Source organism: Sphingobium sp. B2, from assembly GCF_007693735.1.
Taxonomy (GTDB): domain Bacteria; phylum Pseudomonadota; class Alphaproteobacteria; order Sphingomonadales; family Sphingomonadaceae; genus Sphingobium; species Sphingobium xenophagum.
Genome location: NZ_VDBZ01000001.1, coordinates 3,025,127 through 3,043,329, shown reverse-complemented (window position 1 = coordinate 3,043,329; position 18,203 = coordinate 3,025,127). Strand labels below are relative to the sequence as shown.

Below are 18,203 nucleotides of genomic sequence, written 5' to 3'. Positions count from 1 at the left end.
CCGTCCAGCGACTGCGCGCCTAGCAGGACGTCCTTGTCACCCCTGCCCTTATCGGAGCCGTTCCTCCCGTGCAAACTCTGTCTGACCTGCCAGCGCTGCGCGCTGCCATCGCCGCGCTGAAAAGCGACGGAAAGCCGCTGGCGCTGGTGCCGACCATGGGCGCATTGCATGACGGGCATATGGCATTGGTCGAGGAAGCGCGGCGGCACGGGCGGCATGTCGTCGTGTCGATCTTCGTCAATCCCAAGCAGTTCGGCCCGAACGAGGATCTGGCCGCCTATCCGCGGCGCGAGGCGAAGGACGCGCAGATGCTGTCCGCCGCCGGGGTGGACATTTTATGGGCGCCAACGGTTGACGTCATGTATCCGGCAGGCTTTGCCACCAATATCAGCGTCAGCGGCGTCAGCGAAGGATTGGACGGCGCGGCGCGGCCGGGTCATTTCGATGGCGTGGCGACGGTGGTGACCAAATTGTTCAACCAGGTCCGGCCCGACGTCGCGATATTCGGCGAGAAGGATTATCAGCAACTGGCGGTCATCCGGCAGATGGTGGCCGATCTGGATCTGGGCATAGAGATTATCGGGCTGCCAACCCAGCGGGCGCAGGACGGCCTGGCCCTGTCATCGCGCAACGCCTATCTGAACGATGAGGAACGCAAGGCGGCGCTGGCCTTGCCACGGGCGCTGGGCGAGGCGAAGCGGCAGATGGAAAAGGGCGGATCGGTCGAGGAAGCTCTGACCAGAGCCGGCGCGACGCTGATCGCCCAGGGCTTTGATCCGGTCGACTATGTGATGCTGTGCGATGCGGTGACGCTGGAGCCGATGCATGTACTGGATCGCCCGGCCCGGCTGCTGGGCGCGGCGAAACTGGGCAGGACGCGGCTCATCGACAATATCGCCGTCGATCCAGCCTAGATACTATCTCAACCGGATCAAAGTGAAGTCATTCCGCTTAACTTCGCACTTTTCCCGGTGAATCGGACATTTTATTGCGCCGGGCCGATCCTATCGGAAAGCGACCGGGGGATGATAGCAGGGCGGCAGAGTGTAGGACAGTTTGCCCCTCCCCTGCCCCAAAGCCCGTTAGAAGGGCTTGACGATCACAGCGATGACGATGACCGCGGCGGCGATGCCGGGGACTTCGTTGAACAGGCGCAGCTGGCGGTCGGTCAGGGTGCGCTGTCCCTTGGCCAGTTTCCTGGCATAGCCAGCGATCCAGCCATGATAGGCCGACAGGCCCAGCACGAAGAGCAGTTTGAGGTGGAACCAGCCAAAGCTCCACGCGCCAATCTCCACCATCAGCATCAGCCCGAAAATCCAGGTCAGCACCAGCGAGGGGTTGAGGATGATCTTGAGCAACCGCTTTTCCCGATCGATCCATTTGCGATCCTCGTCCGATCCCGGCGCGCTTTCCTGATGATAGACGAAGAAGCGCGGCATCATGAACAATCCCGCCATCAGGAAGATGACGAAAATCACATGGGCAGCCTTCACCCAGAGATAAGCGGCACCAAGATAAGCCATCAGACGCCCTTTCCGTTGCGGACATAGGCGATCAGCGCCTCGACATGCGCGATCGGCGTGTCGGGGAGGATGCCATGGCCCAGATTCATGATGTGCGGCCGGTCGGCGAAGGCCGCGCGGATATTGTCCACCGCCTGTTCGACGGCCTGCCCGCCTGCGATCAGCGCCAGCGGATCGAGATTGCCCTGCACCGCCAGCCCCTTTGGCAGGACGCGGTTGGCCCAGTGGGGATCGACCGTTTCATCCACACCGATCGCATCGACCCCGGTGCCAGCGGCATAATCGGCGAGCTTCGCGCCTGCGCCCTTGGGAAAGCCAATGATCGGGATAGCAGGATGCAGCGCCTTCAACTTGCGCACGATCGCGGCATTGGGCTGGATCACCCAGCGGTCGAACTGAAGCGGGGCCAGGCTGCCGGCCCAGCTGTCGAACAATTGCACCGCTTCGACTCCGGCATCGATCTGGCCCGACAGATAGGTGACCGTCGCATCGACAATGGCATCGATCAGCGCGCCAAAGCGGACAGGATCGCCATAGGCGAGGCGACGGGCCGCGCCCTGATCCTTGCTGCCCTGCCCTGCGACCATATAGGTGGCGATGGTCCAGGGGCTGCCTGCAAAGCCCAGGAAGGTGACGGAAGGGTCGAGCGCTGCCTTGACCTGCCGGACCGTCTCATAGACCGCGTCGAAGCGGCTGAAATCGGGTTTGAGGGCGGCAAGGTCGGTTTCAGCGAGGATGGGCGCGAGACGCGGGCCTTCGCCAGCCTCGAACCACAAATCTTGTCCCATGGCGTAGGGGACGATCAGAATATCGGAAAAGAGGATCGCCCCGTCAAAGCCGAACCGGCGCAGGGGTTGCAGCGTCACTTCGGCAGCGGCGGCGCTGTCATAGACGAGTTCGAGGAATCCGCCCTTGTCGGCCCTAAGCGCGCGATATTCGGGCAGGTAGCGCCCGGCCTGGCGCATGAGCCACATGGGCGGCACGGCCGGACGGTCGCCAGAAAGGACGCCAAGCAGAGGCTTGGTAGCAAGGACCGGCGGCGCGTCGAGGCTCATCTATTCTCTCTTAATATAGGATTCAGAAGGATGATGGAGATAGTAGGGACGTTGGCAGCGGGGTTTATGCGCTGTGCCCGGATTTGCCAACAGCTTGACTCCCCTGCCTGACGCTTTGCCGTCCGAGTCAGTCGCTCTATCCCCGTTATCCACAGCCTGTGGATGAAATTATCGGTCTGTTGGGGGTCTGTGGATAAGATTCCGGGCTTCGTGGACGGAGCGAAAGGCGGGATTTTGTCCCCAACTCCTCCCTTGCTTTATCCACAGCCTGCCCACACAGATATGGGCCATGTCGCGCATCCACCTGCACCTTCTGTCGGACTCCACCGGTGAAACGCTGGAGAATATAGCCAAGGCCGCGATCGGCCTGTTCGAAAATGTGGAAGCGATCCGGCATTTCTGGCCGATGGTGCGATCCGAAGTCCATCTCGACCGGATCATGCAGGAAATCGCGGCCAATCCGGGGCTGGTGCTGTTCACGCTGACCAACCATATGTTGCGGCGGCGGCTGGAAACGCGCTGCCGGGCGCTGGGCCTGCCCCATGTCGCCGCATTGGACAGCGTGGCGGACGCGCTGTCCAACATATTGGGGCAGGAAACGCGGACCCGGCCGGGGCGCAAACATATATTGGACGAAGCCTATTTCGCCCGGATCGAGGCGATCCAGTTCACCATCGCCCATGATGACGGCGTGGGCCATGAAAATTGGGAGGAGGCCGACATCGTGCTGGCGGGCGTGTCGCGCGCGTCCAAGACGCCGACGTCGATCTATCTTGCCAATCGCGGTTACAAGACCGCCAACATCCCGCTGGTGCCGGAATCCCCGCCGCCCAAAAGCCTCTATAGCCTGAAACATCCGATGATCGTCGGCTTGACGGTCAGCCCGGATCGGCTGATCCAGATACGGCGTAATCGCCTGCTCTCGCTCAATCAGGCGCCGGAAACCGCCTATGTCGATAATGAGAAGGTGCAGGAGGAACTGGCCTTTGCCCGGCGCATGTTCGCCGACAATGGCTGGCCGGTGATCGACATGACGCGCCGGTCGATCGAGGAAGCGGCTGCGGCGATCATCAACCTGTTCAACGACCATGTTCTGGATGAAGGGGCGGCATCATGATCGTGCTGGCGTCGCAAAGCGCAAGCCGCCGGGCGCTGCTGGAGGCGGCGAAGATAGAGTTCGAGGCGCTCTCGCCAGGCGTGGACGAGGAGGCGGCCAAGGAGGCGTTGCGCGCCGACGGGCTGGACGCGCGGGCGCTGGCCGATGCGCTGGCGGAGTTGAAGGCGCTCAAGGTTTCGCGCCGGGTGCCGGGCGGGCTGGTGCTGGGGTGCGACCAGACTTTGAGTCTGGACGACGGGTCGATGATCGACAAGGCGGTCGACCGGGCGGACGCGGCGCGGATACTGCGCCTGCTGTCGGGGCGGGTGCATCATCTGCACAGCGCAGCGGTGATCGTGCTGAATAGCGAACCGATCTGGCGGCATGTCGAGCGGGTGCGGATGACGGTGCGGCCATTGTCCGACGCTTTCATCGACGCCTATCTGGAGAGCGATTGGGAGGAATGCCGCTGGTGCGTGGGTTGTTACCGGATCGAGGGGCCGGGGGCGCAGCTGTTCAGCAAGGTAGAGGGCAGCCAGTTTGCGATTCAGGGCTTGCCGTTGCTGCCCCTGCTTGACTTTCTGCGCGTGCGCGGCGTTCTGGCGGCATGACCGACACGCTCCCCTATGCCGAAGTGATTGGCGACCCGATCACGCACAGCAAATCGCCGCTGATCCATAATTTCTGGCTGAAGGCGCTGGATATAGAGGCGGAGTATCGCAAGACGCATGTGACGCCCGACGGGCTGGCCGCCTATTTCCTGCAACGGCGCGCCGATCCCGACTGGCTGGGTTGCAATGTCACCCTTCCGCACAAGATTGCGGTGATGGACTATACCGACGATCCGGGCGGGGTGCGCGCGCGGATCGGGGCGATGAATACGATCGCCAGCGAAACCGGCGGGCCGCTGATCGGCACCAATACCGATGCGGGCGGCTTCCTCCAGCCCCTGCTGCGCGACAAATGGAAAGGGCAGAGCGCCGTGCTGATCGGCGCGGGCGGCGCGGCGCGGGCGATCCTGTTTGCGCTGTCGAGCCTGGGCGTGGCCGACCTGACCGTCATGGTGCGCGATGTCGCCAAGGGGCAGGCCTTGTTCGACCGGGCGGGGCTGAAAGGTCGTGTCATCGGCATGACCGATCCGCTGCCCGCCTGCGACCTGCTGGTCAACAGCACGTCGCTGGGGATGGTCGGCCAGCCGGTGCTGGACCTGGACCTCACCCCCCTGCCCGCCAGCGCGACCGTTTACGACATTGTCTATGCGCCGCTCGAAACGGATTTGCTGAAGGCGGCGCGGGCGCAGGGTCTCAAGACACTCGACGGGCTGGAAATGCTGATCGGGCAGGCGGCGCTGGCCTTTGACATCTTCTTCGATGCGCAGGCACCGCGCGAGCTGGACGAGCAATTGCGCGCGTTGCTGCTGGCGGCGGACTGACGGATAGCGTCATGAAGATTTACGGCCTGACCGGATCGATCGGCATGGGCAAGTCCGCGGTCGCCGCGATGTTCCGGCGAGAGGGCGTGCCCCTGTTCGATGCCGATGCGGAAGTCCATCGGCTGCAAGGGCCGGGCGGCGCGCTGATTCCCGCGATCGAGGCGCGCTTTCCCGGCACGACCGGACCCGATGGCGTGGACCGGGCGAAACTGGGCGCGGCGGTCTTTGGCCACCCCCATGAACTCAGGGCGCTGGAAGCGATCGTCCATCCGGCGGTGCAGGCGGCGCGGCGCAGGTTCCTGCAACGGCACCGCTCGCGCCGTTTCGTGATTCTCGATGTACCTCTGCTGTTCGAGACCCATGGGCACAAGCGGCTGGCCGGTGTCATCGTCGTCACCGCGCCGGCGTGGAAACAGCGCAAGCGGGTGCTGGCGCGGCCGGGCATGACGCCCGCCAAATTCCGCCGGATCGTCCATCTCCAGACCCCCGACGCGGAAAAAAGGCGGCGGGCCGATCATATCATCCACACCGGCACGACCTTTACCCAGACTCGCGCGCAGGTGCGGCGTCTGGTCGCTTGCCTTGGGGCAAAGATAGGCCGATAAGGGTTTGCCCAAGAGTCGATATGAAGAGGGCGATGCGCGAGATTATTTTCGATACCGAAACGACCGGATTCGATCCGGCCTCCGGCGACCGACTGGTCGAGATCGGCTGCATCGAACTGATCAATCGCGTGCCAAGCGGGCGGACCTTCCATGCCTATTACAACCCGCAGCGCGACATGCCTGCGGCGGCCGAGGCGGTGCATGGCCTGTCGTCGATTTTCCTGAAGGACAAGCCGCTGTTCGCCAGCGGCGTGGACGAACTGCTCGCCTTTCTGGAGGATAGCCCGCTGGTCGCGCATAATGCGCGCTTCGATTTCGGCTTCCTGAACCATGAATTGCGGCTGTGCGGGCGGCCCGACGTGTCGATGACGCGGATGATCGACACGGTGGCGATCGCCCGGACGCTGCATCCGGGCGCCAAGCACAGCCTGGACGCGCTCTGCACCCGCTACGGCATCGATCGCAGCCATCGCATCAAGCATGGCGCGCTGCTGGACGCCGAATTGCTGGCGCAGCTTTACATCGAACTGACCGGCGGCCGTCAGATCGGCCTGGGTCTTGCACAGGAGGAGGAAAAAGCAGCCATCGACGGGGAACTTGGCGCTGGCGCCATGGTTCGCCCTGTTCGTCCCGCGCGCGTTTTTGCAGCGAGCGCGGCGGAGCTGGAACGGCATGGCAGGTTCATCGCGACCCTGGACAAGCCGATCTGGCTGGAGGAGGCGCAGGCGGGCTGACACAAAAGCCCGTGCCCGTGCCTCCAGTTTATCCGGGCCGCTTCCTGCGACCCGGCAAGAATAAGGAGAAGGCATATGGATATTCGTGTTTCCGGGCATCAGGTCGACACGGGCGATGCGCTCAAGCAGCATGTCGCAGACCGCATGGAGGCGATGGCCGAGAAATATTTTTCCCGCACGATTTCGGCCCATGTGACCTTTCGACCCGCGCCGCACGGCGCCTTCCACTGCGACATCATCTGTCATGTGATGACCGGCCTGATCCTGAAGGGAGCAGGCGAGGCGCAGGAGGCGCATCCGTCCTTTGACCAGGCGGCGGACCGGATCGAAAAGCAGCTGCGCCGCTATATGCGCCGCCTGAAGGACCGGCACAGCCAGGCCAGTGCGGCCGAAGCGCAGCGGGTCAGCAGCTTGAGCGTCGATGATATTGACGGGGCGGGCTACACCATCTTCGCCTCGCCCGCGGACGAGCAGGAGGAGGTCGAGGATTCCCCGCTGATCGTTGCGGAAACGCGCGTCGATATTCCCGAAGCCAGCGTGTCCGACGCGGTGATGATGCTGGACCTGCGCAACACCAATGCGCTGCTGTTCGTCAATGCCGGCACCGCGGCCTACAACATGGTCTATCGTCGCCATGACGGGACCATCGGTTGGGTCGAACCGCGCATGACGGCGCGCTGAACCAGCCAGTCGCCATGGGCCGCCTGTTGACCTGATGGTGCAGGCGGCTTATGGGGCCGGGCTTTCTATTCCCCGATCACCGCGCATCTAGACCCCAGGCTGAGCGCGGCTCGGCTGGTTCGGACAGACCATGGTTGATTTCCACGACATCGTTTCAGCGGACGCGCTCGCCACCGGCCTGACGGTAAACGGCAAGAAGCAGTTGTTCCAGAAGATCGCGACGCTCGCGGCCTGCGCCTATGGGTTGGACGCCGACGAGGTTGGCGACGCCCTGTTCGAGCGGGAGCGGCTGGGTTCGACCGGATTTGGCGGCGGTGTCGCCATTCCCCATGCCAAGATTGCCGGGTTGGACCGGATGTGCGGGCTGGTCGTGCTGCTTGATCCGCCAGTGCCGTTCGATGCGGTCGACGATGCGCCGGTCGATATCGTCTTTGCGCTGCTGTCGCCGGTCGATAGCGGAGCGGAACATCTCAAGACGCTGGCGCGGGTCTCGCGCTATCTGCGTGACGACAATCAGGTCGCGCGGTTGCGCGGGGCCAAGTCGGACGCGGCGCTGCATGCGCTGCTGGCCGGTGGCGGGGCGCGTGACGCTGCCTGAGTCAGGCACGCCCGCAAGCGGCGAGACCGCGCATTTCCGTGCGCTGGAAAATCTCTATCGCTCTGCGCCGATCAACCGGCTGTTCCGGTCGGATATCGCGATTCAGGAACCGGGGCGTTGCATCATCGATTTCGATGTCGATGAAAGCCAGTTTCATGCCGCCGGGGCGGTCCACGGCACCGTCTATTTCAAGATGCTGGACGATGCGGCCTTTTACGCGGCCAACAGCCTGGTCAGTGACCGATTCCTGCTGACCACCGCGTTCAACCTGCTGTTCACCAGGCCGATCGCGCCCGGTCGGATTCGGGCCGAGGGACGGTGGATCAGTGGCAAGCGCCGCGTCTATGTGGCCGAGGCCAGCCTGATCGATTCCGATGGCGAGGAGGTCGGGCGCGGCACTGGCACCTTCATGCGGTCGCAATTCCCGCTGTCATCGCTGCCGGGATATGGTGGCTGAGTCGCAGGGTGGCGCGCGGCTGACCAGCGCGATCCTGGTCAATGCGCTGGTGCGGCGCACCAATGCGGCTGGCGGCTTTGCCACGATCATCGTCAAGGGCGACGAAACGAGCGGCGTCATATTGGTTCAAGCCCTTGAAAAGGGAAAAGAAACTGGTTTGTTCGAGCGTGTATCGAACTTTGCCGGCGGCTATGCGTTGATGCGCTGTGGACCGTCCCCGGAGGATGGCCCGGAGGCGCTCGCCACCTATGTGGCGCGTCGGCGCAGGTCGGACCCCGACCTGTGGATAATCGAACTCGATATCCCGGAAGCAGAACGGTTCGCCGCTGAAACGATCTGCTGATCGTTGACTTAGTGCAATGGTCCGTGCAGAGGCCCCGCCAACGCTGAACGCGCAGGTTGCTGCATTCGTCCAAGGGGGGCGGATTTGGTAAACACGCAGACGGGGGGCGGCCAGACGTCAAGGAATATGGGTATAAGACGACGTCCAAGGCCAAGAACCGCACGTTTTTGAGTCATAATGAGTTTTCGATTGAGGGCCGCGATCATCGTGGCATTTGCGCTGTCCGCTACAGCGGCGGTGACCGCTTCCGACATGTCGATCGCCGGTGAGTCGATCCATTCGGTAGCCTCCCTGTCCAGCGGCGACGCGCCGACGACAGCGCCTGCGGCCGCACAGAAGCCCGCAATCACTTTTGCCGCGCCGCGCGAAATCGTGCAGCCGCTGGCTTCGGCCTCCAAGGCCGATCTGACCTATTCCACCGAATCCGACATGCAGGCGAGCAGCCTGGCCGCGCTGGTCGACGCCCATGGCGACGCCGAAGCCGTGGACGGCGACATGAAATGCCTGGCCGGAGCGGTCTATTTCGAATCCAAGGGCGAAAGCCTGGAAGGCCAGCTGGCCGTGGCACGGGTGATCATCAACCGCGCCAAATCGGGCCGCTTTGCCGACAGCCTGTGCGGCGTCGTCTATCAGCCCAGCCAGTTCAGCTTCGTGCGCGGGCATGGGATGCCGCCGATCCGCATGGAAAGCAACGCCTGGCGCGAGGCCGTCGCCATCGCCCAGATCGCCATGGACGACAGCTGGAACAGCCGGGCCGAAGGCGCCCTGTTCTTCCACGCCCGCCGCGTTTCGCCGGGCTGGGGCAAGGCCAAGCTGGCGATGATCGACAATCATATCTTCTATCGTTGAGCGACGGCGCGCGATTGGCGCGCTTCCTTTGGGGTGGATCATGAAAAGAAGGCCGGTTCGGGTTCTACCGAATCGGCCTTTTCTTTTGTTCCTGACTTGTTCTAAAGTCGCGCCATGAGTAGCGCCCCGATCGAAAGCTGTTCCCCCCTGACCGACGGCACCGCGCTGGCGGTGGCGCGGGGGACGTTGCGGCTGTTTTTCCGCCACGACATGAGCGGCATAATGGAAGTGCCGCTGCCCAACGGGCGGCGCGCCGACATCATGGCGATCGACGGGGCGGGGCGGCTGACGATCGTGGAGATCAAGTGCAGCCGGGCGGATTTGCTGGGCGACATGAAATGGCCCGATTATTTCGACTATTGCGACCGCTATTATTGGGCAGTGCCTATGGGGTTCGACCTGTCGCTGTTCGACAGTGAATCGCTGTGGCCCGCGCGCACCGGCCTGATCGTCGCGGATCAATATGACGCCGAACTGGTCCGTCCCGCGCCGATCGAGCCATTGGCCGCGGCCCGGCGCAAGGCGGAGACATTACGCTTCGCCCGGCGGGCGGCGCGGCGGCTGACGGCGATCAACGATCCCGATCATGCGGCGGAGATCGGCTGGTAGGCCGGGCTTTAGCTCAGAATACCGGACCCTGCACCGGGCCTTTGGGCGTCGTGCTGGTCTTGGCGGCGGCGAGCGCTTCGGCAAGGCCGGGCGTGCGGTTGTCCCGGTTGGCATAGTCGCGGGCGGACATGCCGGCGATGGAATCGCGCTTGTCGGGATCGGCCCCCTGCGCTACGAGCAGCCGGACCAGCCCCAGATCGCGCAGTTGCACCGCGCGGATCAGCGGGGTTTCGCCGCTACCATTGGTCTTGTCCACCTGCGCGCCGCGCGCGATCAGCGTGCGGGCGCCCTCTTCGAACCGGCCCTGCACCGCCTTCATCAGCGGGGTGTTGCCTTCATTGTCGGTCAGATTGGGGTTCGCCCCCTTGGCCAGCATGAAGGCGAGCCAGGTGGCGTCGCGCCGGGCGATGATGATGTGCAGCGCGGTCTCACCCGATGTGACGTCGCGGCTGTTGACCACGGTGGAGCCGGGCTTTTGCAGCAAGTCTGTGACCTTCTGCCCGTCGGCATCCTTCACGGCCTTCAGGAAATTATAATTGTCGGAAAATTGTGCCTGCGCGGCGACCGGGGACAGCAGCGCCAGCGTCAATGCGGCGGCGCGCCCCAGACCCATCCATGCGCTCAACCCGGTCTTGCTCATCATCTGCCCCGTATCATTTGCAAATCGGCCCATAGCAAGGCATGGCTGGCGGCACCATGAACAAAGCAAAGATTGCGATCGCCCTGCCGCTGCTGGCCCTGCTGGCTGCGTGCAATATGGGGACGGACGGGAACGCATCAAGCGGCGATAGCGCGCAGGGCGAACTGGCGGGCGCGCGGATCGGCGCGCCTTTCACCCTGACCGATCAGGATGGCAAGCCCAGAAGCTGGGACGATTTCAAGGGCCAGTATCGCCTGGTCTATTTCGGTTACACCTATTGCCCGGATGTCTGCCCGGTCGACCTGCAACGCATCATGCAGGCGTTCAGCCAGTTCGAAAAGGCGCAGCCGGCGCTGGCGGCGAAGGTCCAGCCGATCTTCATCAGCGTCGATCCGGCGCGCGATACCCCCGCGGTCCTCAAACCCTATGTCGCGGCTTTCCACCCGCGCCTCATCGGCCTGACCGGCACGCCGGAGCAGATCGCCAGGGTCGCCAAGGATTTCGTCGTCCTCTACAATGTGGAGGGTAAGCCGGGGGACAAGGATTATCTGGTCAGCCACAGCCGCACGCCATATCTGTTCGATCCCGACGGCAAGCCGGTTGCGCTGGTCCCGGTCGATGATCCGGGCACGCCGGACGTGGACGAAGGCGCGCCGGACAAGGTGCTGGCTGCCCTCAGGAAATGGGTGAAATAGGGCTTGGACTTCTGGGAAAAGCCTCTCCACACGCTGGATGCCGCCCAGTGGGAGGCATTGTGCGACGGGTGCGGAAAATGCTGCCTGCACAAGGCGGAGGATGAGGATACGGGGCATATCTACCCCACCAATGTCGCCTGCCGCCTGCTCGACCGCCATAGCGGCCAATGCACCAGCTACAGGAACCGCCGCAAATTCGTGCCCGATTGCGTGCGGCTGACCCCGGCCAAGGTGAAGCAGATCAGCTGGCTGCCGCGCACCTGCGCCTATCGCCTGCGCGAGGCGGGCGAGCCGTTGCCCGACTGGCATTATCTGGTCTGCGGCGATCGGGAAGCGGTGCATCGCGCGCAGGAATCGGTGCGCGGCTGGACCGTGGCGGAGGCGGAAGCGGGCGACCTGGAGAATCATCTTGTCGACCGGGACATCTGATCCCGACGTCGCGATCCTGATCGACGGCGTGGCGATGCCGGTGCGGGTGCGCCGGTCCGCACGGGCGCGCGCCTACCGGCTGACGATCGACGGCGCGCGCGGCGAATTGCGCCTGTCGATGCCGGTGCGGGCGAACCTGAAGCGCGCGCTGGGCTGGGCGCAGCAGCATGAAGGCTGGGTGCGCACGCAAATGGCGGCGCAACCGGCGATCACCCTGCTGGACGATGGCGCGACATTTCCGCTTGAGGGACGGGACGTCCGCATCTGCTGGATCGAGGGTGCGTCGCGTACGATCCGGCTGGCGGACGACCGGCTGATGCTGGGCGGGGCGGCGGAGTCGGTCAGCGCGCGGGTGCAGCGCTGGCTGGTGGCGCGGGCGCGGGCGGTGCTGGAGACCGAAACGACGGAACTGGCGCGCGAACATGGCCTGATCGTCGCGTCGGTGGGCGTGGGCGATCCGCGCAGCCGCTGGGGCAGTTGCACTTCGTCCGGTGCGATCCGCTATAGCTGGCGGCTGATCCTCTGCCCGCCCGATGTACGCCGGTCGACCGTGGCGCATGAACTGGCGCATCTGCTGCATATGGATCATAGCGCGGCCTTTCACGCGGCGCATGCGCGAATCCTTGGGGCGGACCCCCGGCCTGCACGGGCGTGGCTGCGCACCAACGGGGCGGGGCTGCACCGCTATCGGGCCTGAGCCGATGGCGCGCCGGAAACGCTATCTGACCGCCACCATGGCGGACGGCTATGTCAAGACGATCGGGCCGACGGCGGACCCCTTCACCCATTATTGGCGGATCGTCGCGGTGCTGGACAATGGCAAGACGGAAGTGTTCTGGGGCCATGTGCGCTCGCTCGCCGAGGCGAAGAAGAAGCGTGGGGCAGCGGAGGACGGCGCGCGGATGCGGGGCTGGAAAAGCTATGCGTTCGAGATTGCGGAACTGGTGGAGACGGAGACAGCGCCTAAACCCGTTCGTGTCGAGCGAAGTCGAGAAACGTAGCGCACAGGTTTCTCGACTTCGCTCGACACGAACGGGTTTAGGCCTGTCTCTTATACACATCTAGATGTGTATAAGAGACAGGATCCATATGCAGCAGATGCTGTCCCTTATACACATCTAGATGTGTATAAGAGACAGGTGCGCTACGTTTCTCGACTTCGCTCGAAACGAACGGAGTTGGGTGTTTCTATCCCCGATGCGGCCACACCCCTGATCCGTCGGCGGCGCATGCATGGGCCGCGTCGCGGGGATAGGGCAGGCCGCAGGCTCGGCAGGTCACATAGTCGCCAACCTTGAGGCCATGGCCCACCGCCACCCGTTCATCGAACACATAGCAATCCCCCTGCCAGCGGCTATCGCCTTCGGGCATTTCCTCCAGATAGCGCAGGATTCCGCCCTTCAGGTGGAAGACATCGTCGAAACCGCGCGACTTGACCAGGGCGGTGGATTTTTCGCAGCGTATGCCGCCGGTGCAGAACATCGCGATCTTGGGACTGCGCCCCTGTGCCTTCAGGTCGGCGGCGAACGCGTCGAACCAGCCGGGAAAGTCGCGAAAGGCGCGGGTGCCGGGGTCGATGGCGCGATCGAAGGTGCCGACCGCGACTTCATAGGCGTTGCGCGTGTCGATGACGATCGTGTCGGGATCAGCGATCAGCGCGTTCCAGTCGGCGGGGTCAAGATGGGTGCCGGCCTGGTTCGCCGGATCAAGATCGCCCACGCCCAGCGTCACGATCTCCCGCTTTACCTTCACCTTCATCCGGGCGAAGGGCGCGGCCTGCGCGGTTGCATATTTGACGTCCAGATCGGCGCAGCCGGGCAACTGGCGCAGATGATCGATCAAGGCCGTAATCGCGTCCGCACGGCCAGCGACCGTGCCGTTAATCCCTTCGCCCGCGACGATCAGCGTGCCGCGCATGTCGAGCGCCCCACAGAGGGTGCGCAGATCCGCCGCGATGCCCTGGGGATCATCGAAGGTGGCGAAGCGATAGAGGGCGGCGACGGTGAAAGGCGCGGTATCGGACATGGCGGCGCTATAGGCGTTCATCGGCCCTCTTGAAAGCGGGACTGCATCGGCGCATAGCCGGGCCATGGTTCCCCTTTCGTTCGCTGGTGAGGCGTTTCTGGCGCTGCCGCAGGCTGCGCTCTTCTGGCCCGCGCGCGCGGCCTTGCTGGTCGCCGACCTGCATTTCGAGAAAGCGAGCTGGTATGCGCGCTTCGGCCAGTTCCTGCCGCCCCATGACAGCGAGGCGACGCTGGACCTGATCGAGGGGCTGGTGGCGCAGACGGGCGCACGGTCGGTCTGGTCGCTGGGCGACAGTTTTCACGATGCAGATGGCGCCGCGCGGCTGGACCCGCGCGCGCGCGAACGGCTGGTTTCCCTTACGGAAAGGCTGGACTGGACCTGGATTACAGGTAATCATGACGTCGGCGTGGCGGACATGCCGGGAGGACGCAGGCTGGTCGAGGCGGAACTGGGCGGGATCATCCTGCGCCATGAAGCGCAACCGGACGATCCACGGCCTGAAATCTCCGGCCATTTCCACCCGAAATTCCGCCTGTCGGTGCGTGGACGCCATGTCGCGCGCCGCTGCTTCGTGGAGTCGTCGACAAAGCTGATTCTACCCGCGCTGGGCGCGCTGACGGGAGGGCTGGATGCGGGTCATGGAGAGATTCGGCGGGTGGTGGGACCGGGTGCGAGCGCTTTGGTCCCTGTTTCTGACCGATTGTTACGCTTTCCGTTATCGTAAAGAAACGCTACGGAAACCGGATTTTAAGCTGTTGCTGATAGGCAACAGGGTGTGAATATCACGCCACCAGACATCGCAAAAGGCGCAGAAAAGCTAGGCTCTCTTGCCTTCGCCCTGCTGTGGCATCATAAACTAGGGCAGCACCCGATACGTCGAAAAGGCGTGCGGGCAGGAGAGGAACGACCATGATGACAGACAAGAGCCTTTGGCTGACGACCGCCGGCATGATCGCATTGACGATGGCGATGCCCGCCGCCGCACAGGACACGACCGCGCCGCAAGCCGCCGTCGATCAGGACAGTGCGGAAATCATCGTGACCGCCACCCGGCGCGCGAGTCCCCTGTCCGACGTGCCGATCGCGGTGTCCGCCGTCAGCGCGCAGGCGATGCAGAATAGCGGCGCCAGCGACATCCGCACATTGAACCAGCTGGCCCCGTCGCTGCTGGTGTCATCGACCGGATCGGAAGCCAATGCGTCGGCGCGTATTCGCGGCATCGGCACGGTCGGCGACAATCCCGGCCTGGAAAGCTCGGTCGCGGTGTTCATCGATGGCGTGTATCGCTCGCGCACCGGCGCGGGCCTCAACGAACTGGGCGAGATCGAACGGGTCGAGGTGCTGCGCGGGCCGCAGGGGACGCTGTTTGGCCGCAATGCGTCGGCGGGCCTGATCAACATCATCAGCAAGGCGCCGGAAAACACGTTCAGCGCCAAGGGTGAGATCACCTACGGCAATTATGACTATTGGCGGCTGTCGGGCCGTGTCACCGGGCCGGTGGCCGATGGCATCGCGCTCAGCCTGGACGGGGTATGGTCCAAGCGTGACGGTTTCTACAAGCTGGTCGACACGGCCGGGAACAAGGTGGGCGACACCAATGACCGCGACCGTTATTTCCTGCGCGGACAGGCGCTGATCGAGCCGAACGACGATCTGTCGATCCGTCTGATCGGCGATTATACCAATCGCGACGAAAGCTGCTGCGGCGCCGCCTATACCGAGGCGCGCGAACGGACCCCGGCGGCAGGTGGCGGATACAACACCGCGCCGTTCAACCGCATCGCCGCGATTCTGGCTGGGCAGGGCAGCGTGATTGCGGCCGACCCCTATGATCGCGAACTGACGATCACGCCGGGTCGCGACTATGTGAGCAAATTGAAGGACTGGGGCGTGTCGGGCGAGGTCAATTATGACCTGGGCGACGTGAAGCTGACCAGCATCACCGCCTATCGCGATTACAAGTCGAGCGACTATGGCGATTATGACTATAACCGCGCCGACCTGCTCTATCGCGATCCCAATACCTATCGCCAGTTCAAGACCTTCACCCAGGAATTGCGGGCGCAGGGTTCGGCCTTTGGCGACATGCTCGACTGGCTGGTCGGTGGCTATTATGCCAATGAACGGCTGACCTTGCAGGATAATATCCGCTTTGGCGCGGATTATGGTCGCTTTGCCGCCTGCCGCCTGATGGCAGGGGCTGGCGTGAACAGCAATTTCCCGGCGTCGACGCTGGCTGCCTGTGGCAGCGGGCTGGCGACCGGCGCGCTGATCACGGGCACGCAGGCGAACCTGAACGCCGGGCTGAACGCCGCTTTCCTCAACGCCGGCCTGCCAGCGCCGGTCGCTGCGGGGCAGGCGGCCGCGATCTCGACGGGTCTGGGCAACGGTCTGCGCGCGTTGGCGGCGATCCCGTCGGGCACGGGCGACATTGCGTCCATCTATCGCCAGAAGAGCGAGAATTGGGCGCTGTTCACCCACAATATCGTGCACATCACCAAACGGCTCGATCTGACGCTGGGCCTGCGTTACACGCATGAGAGCAAGACATTCTCCGCCGATTTCAACAATAACAACGCGACCTGCGCCGCATTGCAGCCCGGACTGGCGCCGATCGCGACCAATCCGGCGCTGGGCAGCGCGGCGGCACTGGCGGGTGGCATATTGACGCTGGGATGCCTGGGCAACGGATCGACCACGCTCAATGCGCTCGACCTGAACGACAAGATCAGCGACGGCGAATTTTCCGGCACGGCGGTCCTGTCCTGGAAGGCGACCGACGACCTGATGGTCTATGGCAGCTATTCCAAGGGCTATAAGGCGGGCGGCTTCAACCTCGATCGCTTCCAGCTGGGATCGACCGGGCTGAACGTCATCCCCGCCGTGTTCGCGCCGCGCACCAACGCCGACGTGACCAGCCTGCGCTTTGCCGCGGAAAAGGTGGATTCGTTCGAGGTGGGCCTGAAATATAGCGCGCCCAAATGGAGCGTGAACCTGGCCGGCTTCCGGCAGGAGTTCAAGAATTTCCAGCTCAACACCTTCAACGGAACCAGCTTCGTCGTCCAGAATATCAATGGCTGCGACAGTGCGCTGAGCGCGGCGCGGACCTGTGCGGCGGGGGATGTCGGGCCGGGCCTGATCAGCCAGGGTGTCGAACTGGAATGGTCGGTGACCCCGGCGCGCAATTTCCGCGTGGCGGGCGGCGCAACCTATGCCGAAGCGAAGTTCGCCAACCGGCTGGTGGGCAGCGGCAATGGCGCGGTCCCGCTGGACCCCGCCCTGTTCCTGCTGCCCGGCTCCATCAACAGCAACGCGCCCAAGATGGTGACGACCGCCAGCATGGCATGGACGCCCGACATCGGGACGAGCGGCCTGTCAGCGCTCTTCTATGTCGATGGCCGCTTGACCAGCGACTATAATACCGGGTCGGACCTGTTCCCCGAAAAGCGGCAGGATGGCTTTGCCATCGTCAACGCGCGCGTCGGTATCCGCGGTCCCAACCAGCGCTGGGCGGTGGAGTTCTGGGGTCAGAATATCTTCAACCAGGACTATACCCAGGTGTCGTTCAGCAGCCCGCTCCAGTCGAGCAGCCCGGCAACCTCCACCACCGGCCAGTTCGCAGCGGGCGCGCCGATGGCGAACCAGCTGATCTCCTCCTACCTCGCCGAGCCGCGCACCTACGGCATCACGCTCCGGGGGAGTTTCTAAGCATCCCCAGCCCGCTCCGGGGAACGGGGCGGGCTGGCGGGGGACGATCCCCGAACAGGGCGGTGCCGACGCGAATATCGGTCGCCCCCAGCATGATCGCGGTTTCATAATCGCTCGACATGCCCATCGACAGGCGCGGGAGGCTTTCTTCCCGCGCCATTTTTGCGAGCAGCGCGAAATAGGGGGCTGGCTCCACATCGGCGGGCGGGACGGCCATCAGGCCGAGCAGCGGAATGTCGGCGGCGCGGGCGGCGGCGATCAGCGCGGGGGTGTCGGCGATCGCGCAGCCCCCCTTTTGCGGCTCCGCACCGATATTGACCTGAACATAGCAGGGGACGCGCTTGCCCTGCGCGTCCATCGCCTTGGCCAGCGCACTCAGCAGCGAAGGGCGATCAAGGCTGTGGATGACATCGAACAGGGCGACGGCATCGGCGGCCTTGTTGGATTGCAGCTGTCCGACGAGATGCAGGCGAATGTCGGGATGCGCCTGTCGCAGCGCGGGCCATTTCTCCTGCGCTTCCTGCACCCGGTTTTCGCCGAACACGCGCTGCCCCGCATCGATCAGCGGCTGGATGGCGGCGGCATCCTTGGTCTTGGATATGGCGATCAGGGTGATGGCGTCCGCGGTCCGGCCAGTCAGGCGGGCGGCCTTGGCGATCTCATCCTGAATGGTGGCCAGGCGGCTGGCGGCGTCCTGGGTGGCAATGCTGCTGTCTGTCGTCAT

General features: G+C 64.2%; 23 protein-coding genes. 18 read left to right on the top strand and 5 right to left on the bottom strand.

The features are described from left to right. The first annotated feature begins 68 nt into the window (after window positions 1-68). The gene (gene panC, locus FE851_RS14925) at window positions 69-914 is read left to right on the top strand and encodes a pantoate--beta-alanine ligase (protein WP_017183160.1); all 846 of its coding nucleotides are present in this window, start codon (window positions 69-71) and stop codon (window positions 912-914) included. A 168-nt stretch (window positions 915-1,082) separates the two neighbouring features. Here panC and FE851_RS14920 read toward each other — a convergent pair whose 3' ends face one another. Then, window positions 1,083-1,523, bottom strand: coding sequence for a CopD family protein (locus tag FE851_RS14920; protein WP_145203607.1), 441 nt, complete (start codon window positions 1,521-1,523; stop codon window positions 1,083-1,085). After that, window positions 1,523-2,578, bottom strand: a complete 1,056-nt coding sequence (hemE, locus tag FE851_RS14915; RefSeq protein WP_017183162.1) for a uroporphyrinogen decarboxylase — start codon at window positions 2,576-2,578, stop codon at window positions 1,523-1,525. The genes FE851_RS14920 and hemE overlap by 1 nt, the downstream gene beginning before the upstream one ends. A gap of 289 nt (window positions 2,579-2,867) precedes the next feature. Here hemE and FE851_RS14910 point away from each other — a divergent pair, with 289 nt between their 5' ends. The 11 genes from FE851_RS14910 (at window position 2,868) to FE851_RS14860 (ending at window position 9,982) form a co-directional block, all read left to right on the top strand. Continuing rightward, on the top strand, window positions 2,868-3,695 hold the full coding sequence (locus FE851_RS14910; RefSeq protein ID WP_017183163.1) for a pyruvate, water dikinase regulatory protein: 828 nt from the start codon (window positions 2,868-2,870) through the stop codon (window positions 3,693-3,695). Continuing rightward, the gene (locus FE851_RS14905; RefSeq protein WP_145203604.1) at window positions 3,692-4,285 is read left to right on the top strand and encodes a Maf family protein; all 594 of its coding nucleotides are present in this window, start codon (window positions 3,692-3,694) and stop codon (window positions 4,283-4,285) included. Before FE851_RS14910 ends, FE851_RS14905 begins: the two co-directional genes overlap by 4 nt. Beyond that, on the top strand, window positions 4,282-5,106 hold the full coding sequence (aroE, locus tag FE851_RS14900) for a shikimate dehydrogenase (protein ID WP_145203601.1): 825 nt from the start codon (window positions 4,282-4,284) through the stop codon (window positions 5,104-5,106). The genes FE851_RS14905 and aroE overlap by 4 nt, the downstream gene beginning before the upstream one ends. Before the next feature lie 11 nt (window positions 5,107-5,117). Continuing rightward, the gene (gene coaE, locus FE851_RS14895) at window positions 5,118-5,711 is read left to right on the top strand and encodes a dephospho-CoA kinase (protein ID WP_107124937.1); all 594 of its coding nucleotides are present in this window, start codon (window positions 5,118-5,120) and stop codon (window positions 5,709-5,711) included. 32 nt (window positions 5,712-5,743) lie between these two features. Beyond that, entirely contained in the window at window positions 5,744-6,445 is a 702-nt protein-coding gene (gene dnaQ, locus FE851_RS14890) for a DNA polymerase III subunit epsilon (protein ID WP_145203598.1), read from the top strand. A gap of 75 nt (window positions 6,446-6,520) precedes the next feature. Beyond that, window positions 6,521-7,126, top strand: coding sequence for a ribosome hibernation-promoting factor, HPF/YfiA family (hpf, locus tag FE851_RS14885; protein WP_017183168.1), 606 nt, complete (start codon window positions 6,521-6,523; stop codon window positions 7,124-7,126). Window positions 7,127-7,256: 130 nt separating this feature from the next. After that, on the top strand, window positions 7,257-7,724 hold the full coding sequence (locus FE851_RS14880) for a PTS sugar transporter subunit IIA (RefSeq protein ID WP_017183169.1): 468 nt from the start codon (window positions 7,257-7,259) through the stop codon (window positions 7,722-7,724). Beyond that, window positions 7,684-8,181, top strand: coding sequence for a PaaI family thioesterase (locus FE851_RS14875; protein WP_145203594.1), 498 nt, complete (start codon window positions 7,684-7,686; stop codon window positions 8,179-8,181). The genes FE851_RS14880 and FE851_RS14875 overlap by 41 nt, the downstream gene beginning before the upstream one ends. Then, window positions 8,171-8,524 (top strand): DUF1491 family protein, encoded by a 354-nt coding sequence (locus FE851_RS14870; RefSeq protein ID WP_145203591.1) that lies wholly within the window; start codon window positions 8,171-8,173, stop codon window positions 8,522-8,524. The genes FE851_RS14875 and FE851_RS14870 overlap by 11 nt, the downstream gene beginning before the upstream one ends. A 177-nt stretch (window positions 8,525-8,701) precedes the next feature. Next, complete coding sequence (locus FE851_RS14865) at window positions 8,702-9,373, top strand: cell wall hydrolase (protein WP_145203588.1); 672 nt, start codon at window positions 8,702-8,704, stop codon at window positions 9,371-9,373. Between the two features lie 114 nt (window positions 9,374-9,487). Further along, the gene (locus tag FE851_RS14860) at window positions 9,488-9,982 is read left to right on the top strand and encodes an MmcB family DNA repair protein (protein WP_026002392.1); all 495 of its coding nucleotides are present in this window, start codon (window positions 9,488-9,490) and stop codon (window positions 9,980-9,982) included. A gap of 13 nt (window positions 9,983-9,995) precedes the next feature. On the opposite strand, the gene FE851_RS14855 is transcribed toward FE851_RS14860, so the two are convergent. Continuing rightward, complete coding sequence (locus FE851_RS14855) at window positions 9,996-10,622, bottom strand: ankyrin repeat domain-containing protein (RefSeq protein WP_229380651.1); 627 nt, start codon at window positions 10,620-10,622, stop codon at window positions 9,996-9,998. A gap of 41 nt (window positions 10,623-10,663) precedes the next feature. Between FE851_RS14855 and FE851_RS14850 the strand changes: the two genes are divergently transcribed. Genes FE851_RS14850 through FE851_RS14835 form a run of 4 tightly spaced genes read left to right on the top strand, consistent with a single transcriptional unit; the run spans window position 10,664 to window position 12,747 of the window. Beyond that, window positions 10,664-11,317: an SCO family protein gene (locus FE851_RS14850; RefSeq protein ID WP_145203585.1), complete on the top strand. Its 654-nt coding sequence runs from the start codon at window positions 10,664-10,666 to the stop codon at window positions 11,315-11,317. Window positions 11,318-11,320: 3 nt separating this feature from the next. Further along, complete coding sequence (locus tag FE851_RS14845; RefSeq protein WP_017183176.1) at window positions 11,321-11,746, top strand: YcgN family cysteine cluster protein; 426 nt, start codon at window positions 11,321-11,323, stop codon at window positions 11,744-11,746. After that, window positions 11,727-12,443, top strand: a complete 717-nt coding sequence (locus tag FE851_RS14840) for a M48 family metallopeptidase (RefSeq protein WP_145203582.1) — start codon at window positions 11,727-11,729, stop codon at window positions 12,441-12,443. The genes FE851_RS14845 and FE851_RS14840 overlap by 20 nt, the downstream gene beginning before the upstream one ends. A 4-nt stretch (window positions 12,444-12,447) precedes the next feature. Beyond that, window positions 12,448-12,747, top strand: a complete 300-nt coding sequence (locus FE851_RS14835) for a hypothetical protein (RefSeq protein WP_145203579.1) — start codon at window positions 12,448-12,450, stop codon at window positions 12,745-12,747. A 187-nt stretch (window positions 12,748-12,934) separates the two neighbouring features. Here FE851_RS14835 and FE851_RS14830 read toward each other — a convergent pair whose 3' ends face one another. Further along, window positions 12,935-13,792 (bottom strand): rhodanese-related sulfurtransferase, encoded by an 858-nt coding sequence (locus FE851_RS14830; protein ID WP_145203577.1) that lies wholly within the window; start codon window positions 13,790-13,792, stop codon window positions 12,935-12,937. Between the two features lie 43 nt (window positions 13,793-13,835). Between FE851_RS14830 and pdeM the strand changes: the two genes are divergently transcribed. Together pdeM and FE851_RS14820 are read left to right on the top strand one after the other, a co-directional pair. Then, window positions 13,836-14,495, top strand: coding sequence for a ligase-associated DNA damage response endonuclease PdeM (gene pdeM / locus FE851_RS14825; RefSeq protein ID WP_019054490.1), 660 nt, complete (start codon window positions 13,836-13,838; stop codon window positions 14,493-14,495). Window positions 14,496-14,683: 188 nt separating this feature from the next. Beyond that, complete coding sequence (locus tag FE851_RS14820; RefSeq protein ID WP_145204461.1) at window positions 14,684-17,479, top strand: TonB-dependent receptor; 2,796 nt, start codon at window positions 14,684-14,686, stop codon at window positions 17,477-17,479. Here the strand turns inward: FE851_RS14820 and FE851_RS14815 are convergent. Then, on the bottom strand, window positions 17,457-18,203 hold the full coding sequence (locus FE851_RS14815; protein ID WP_019053126.1) for a YggS family pyridoxal phosphate-dependent enzyme: 747 nt from the start codon (window positions 18,201-18,203) through the stop codon (window positions 17,457-17,459). The genes FE851_RS14820 and FE851_RS14815 overlap by 23 nt on opposite strands.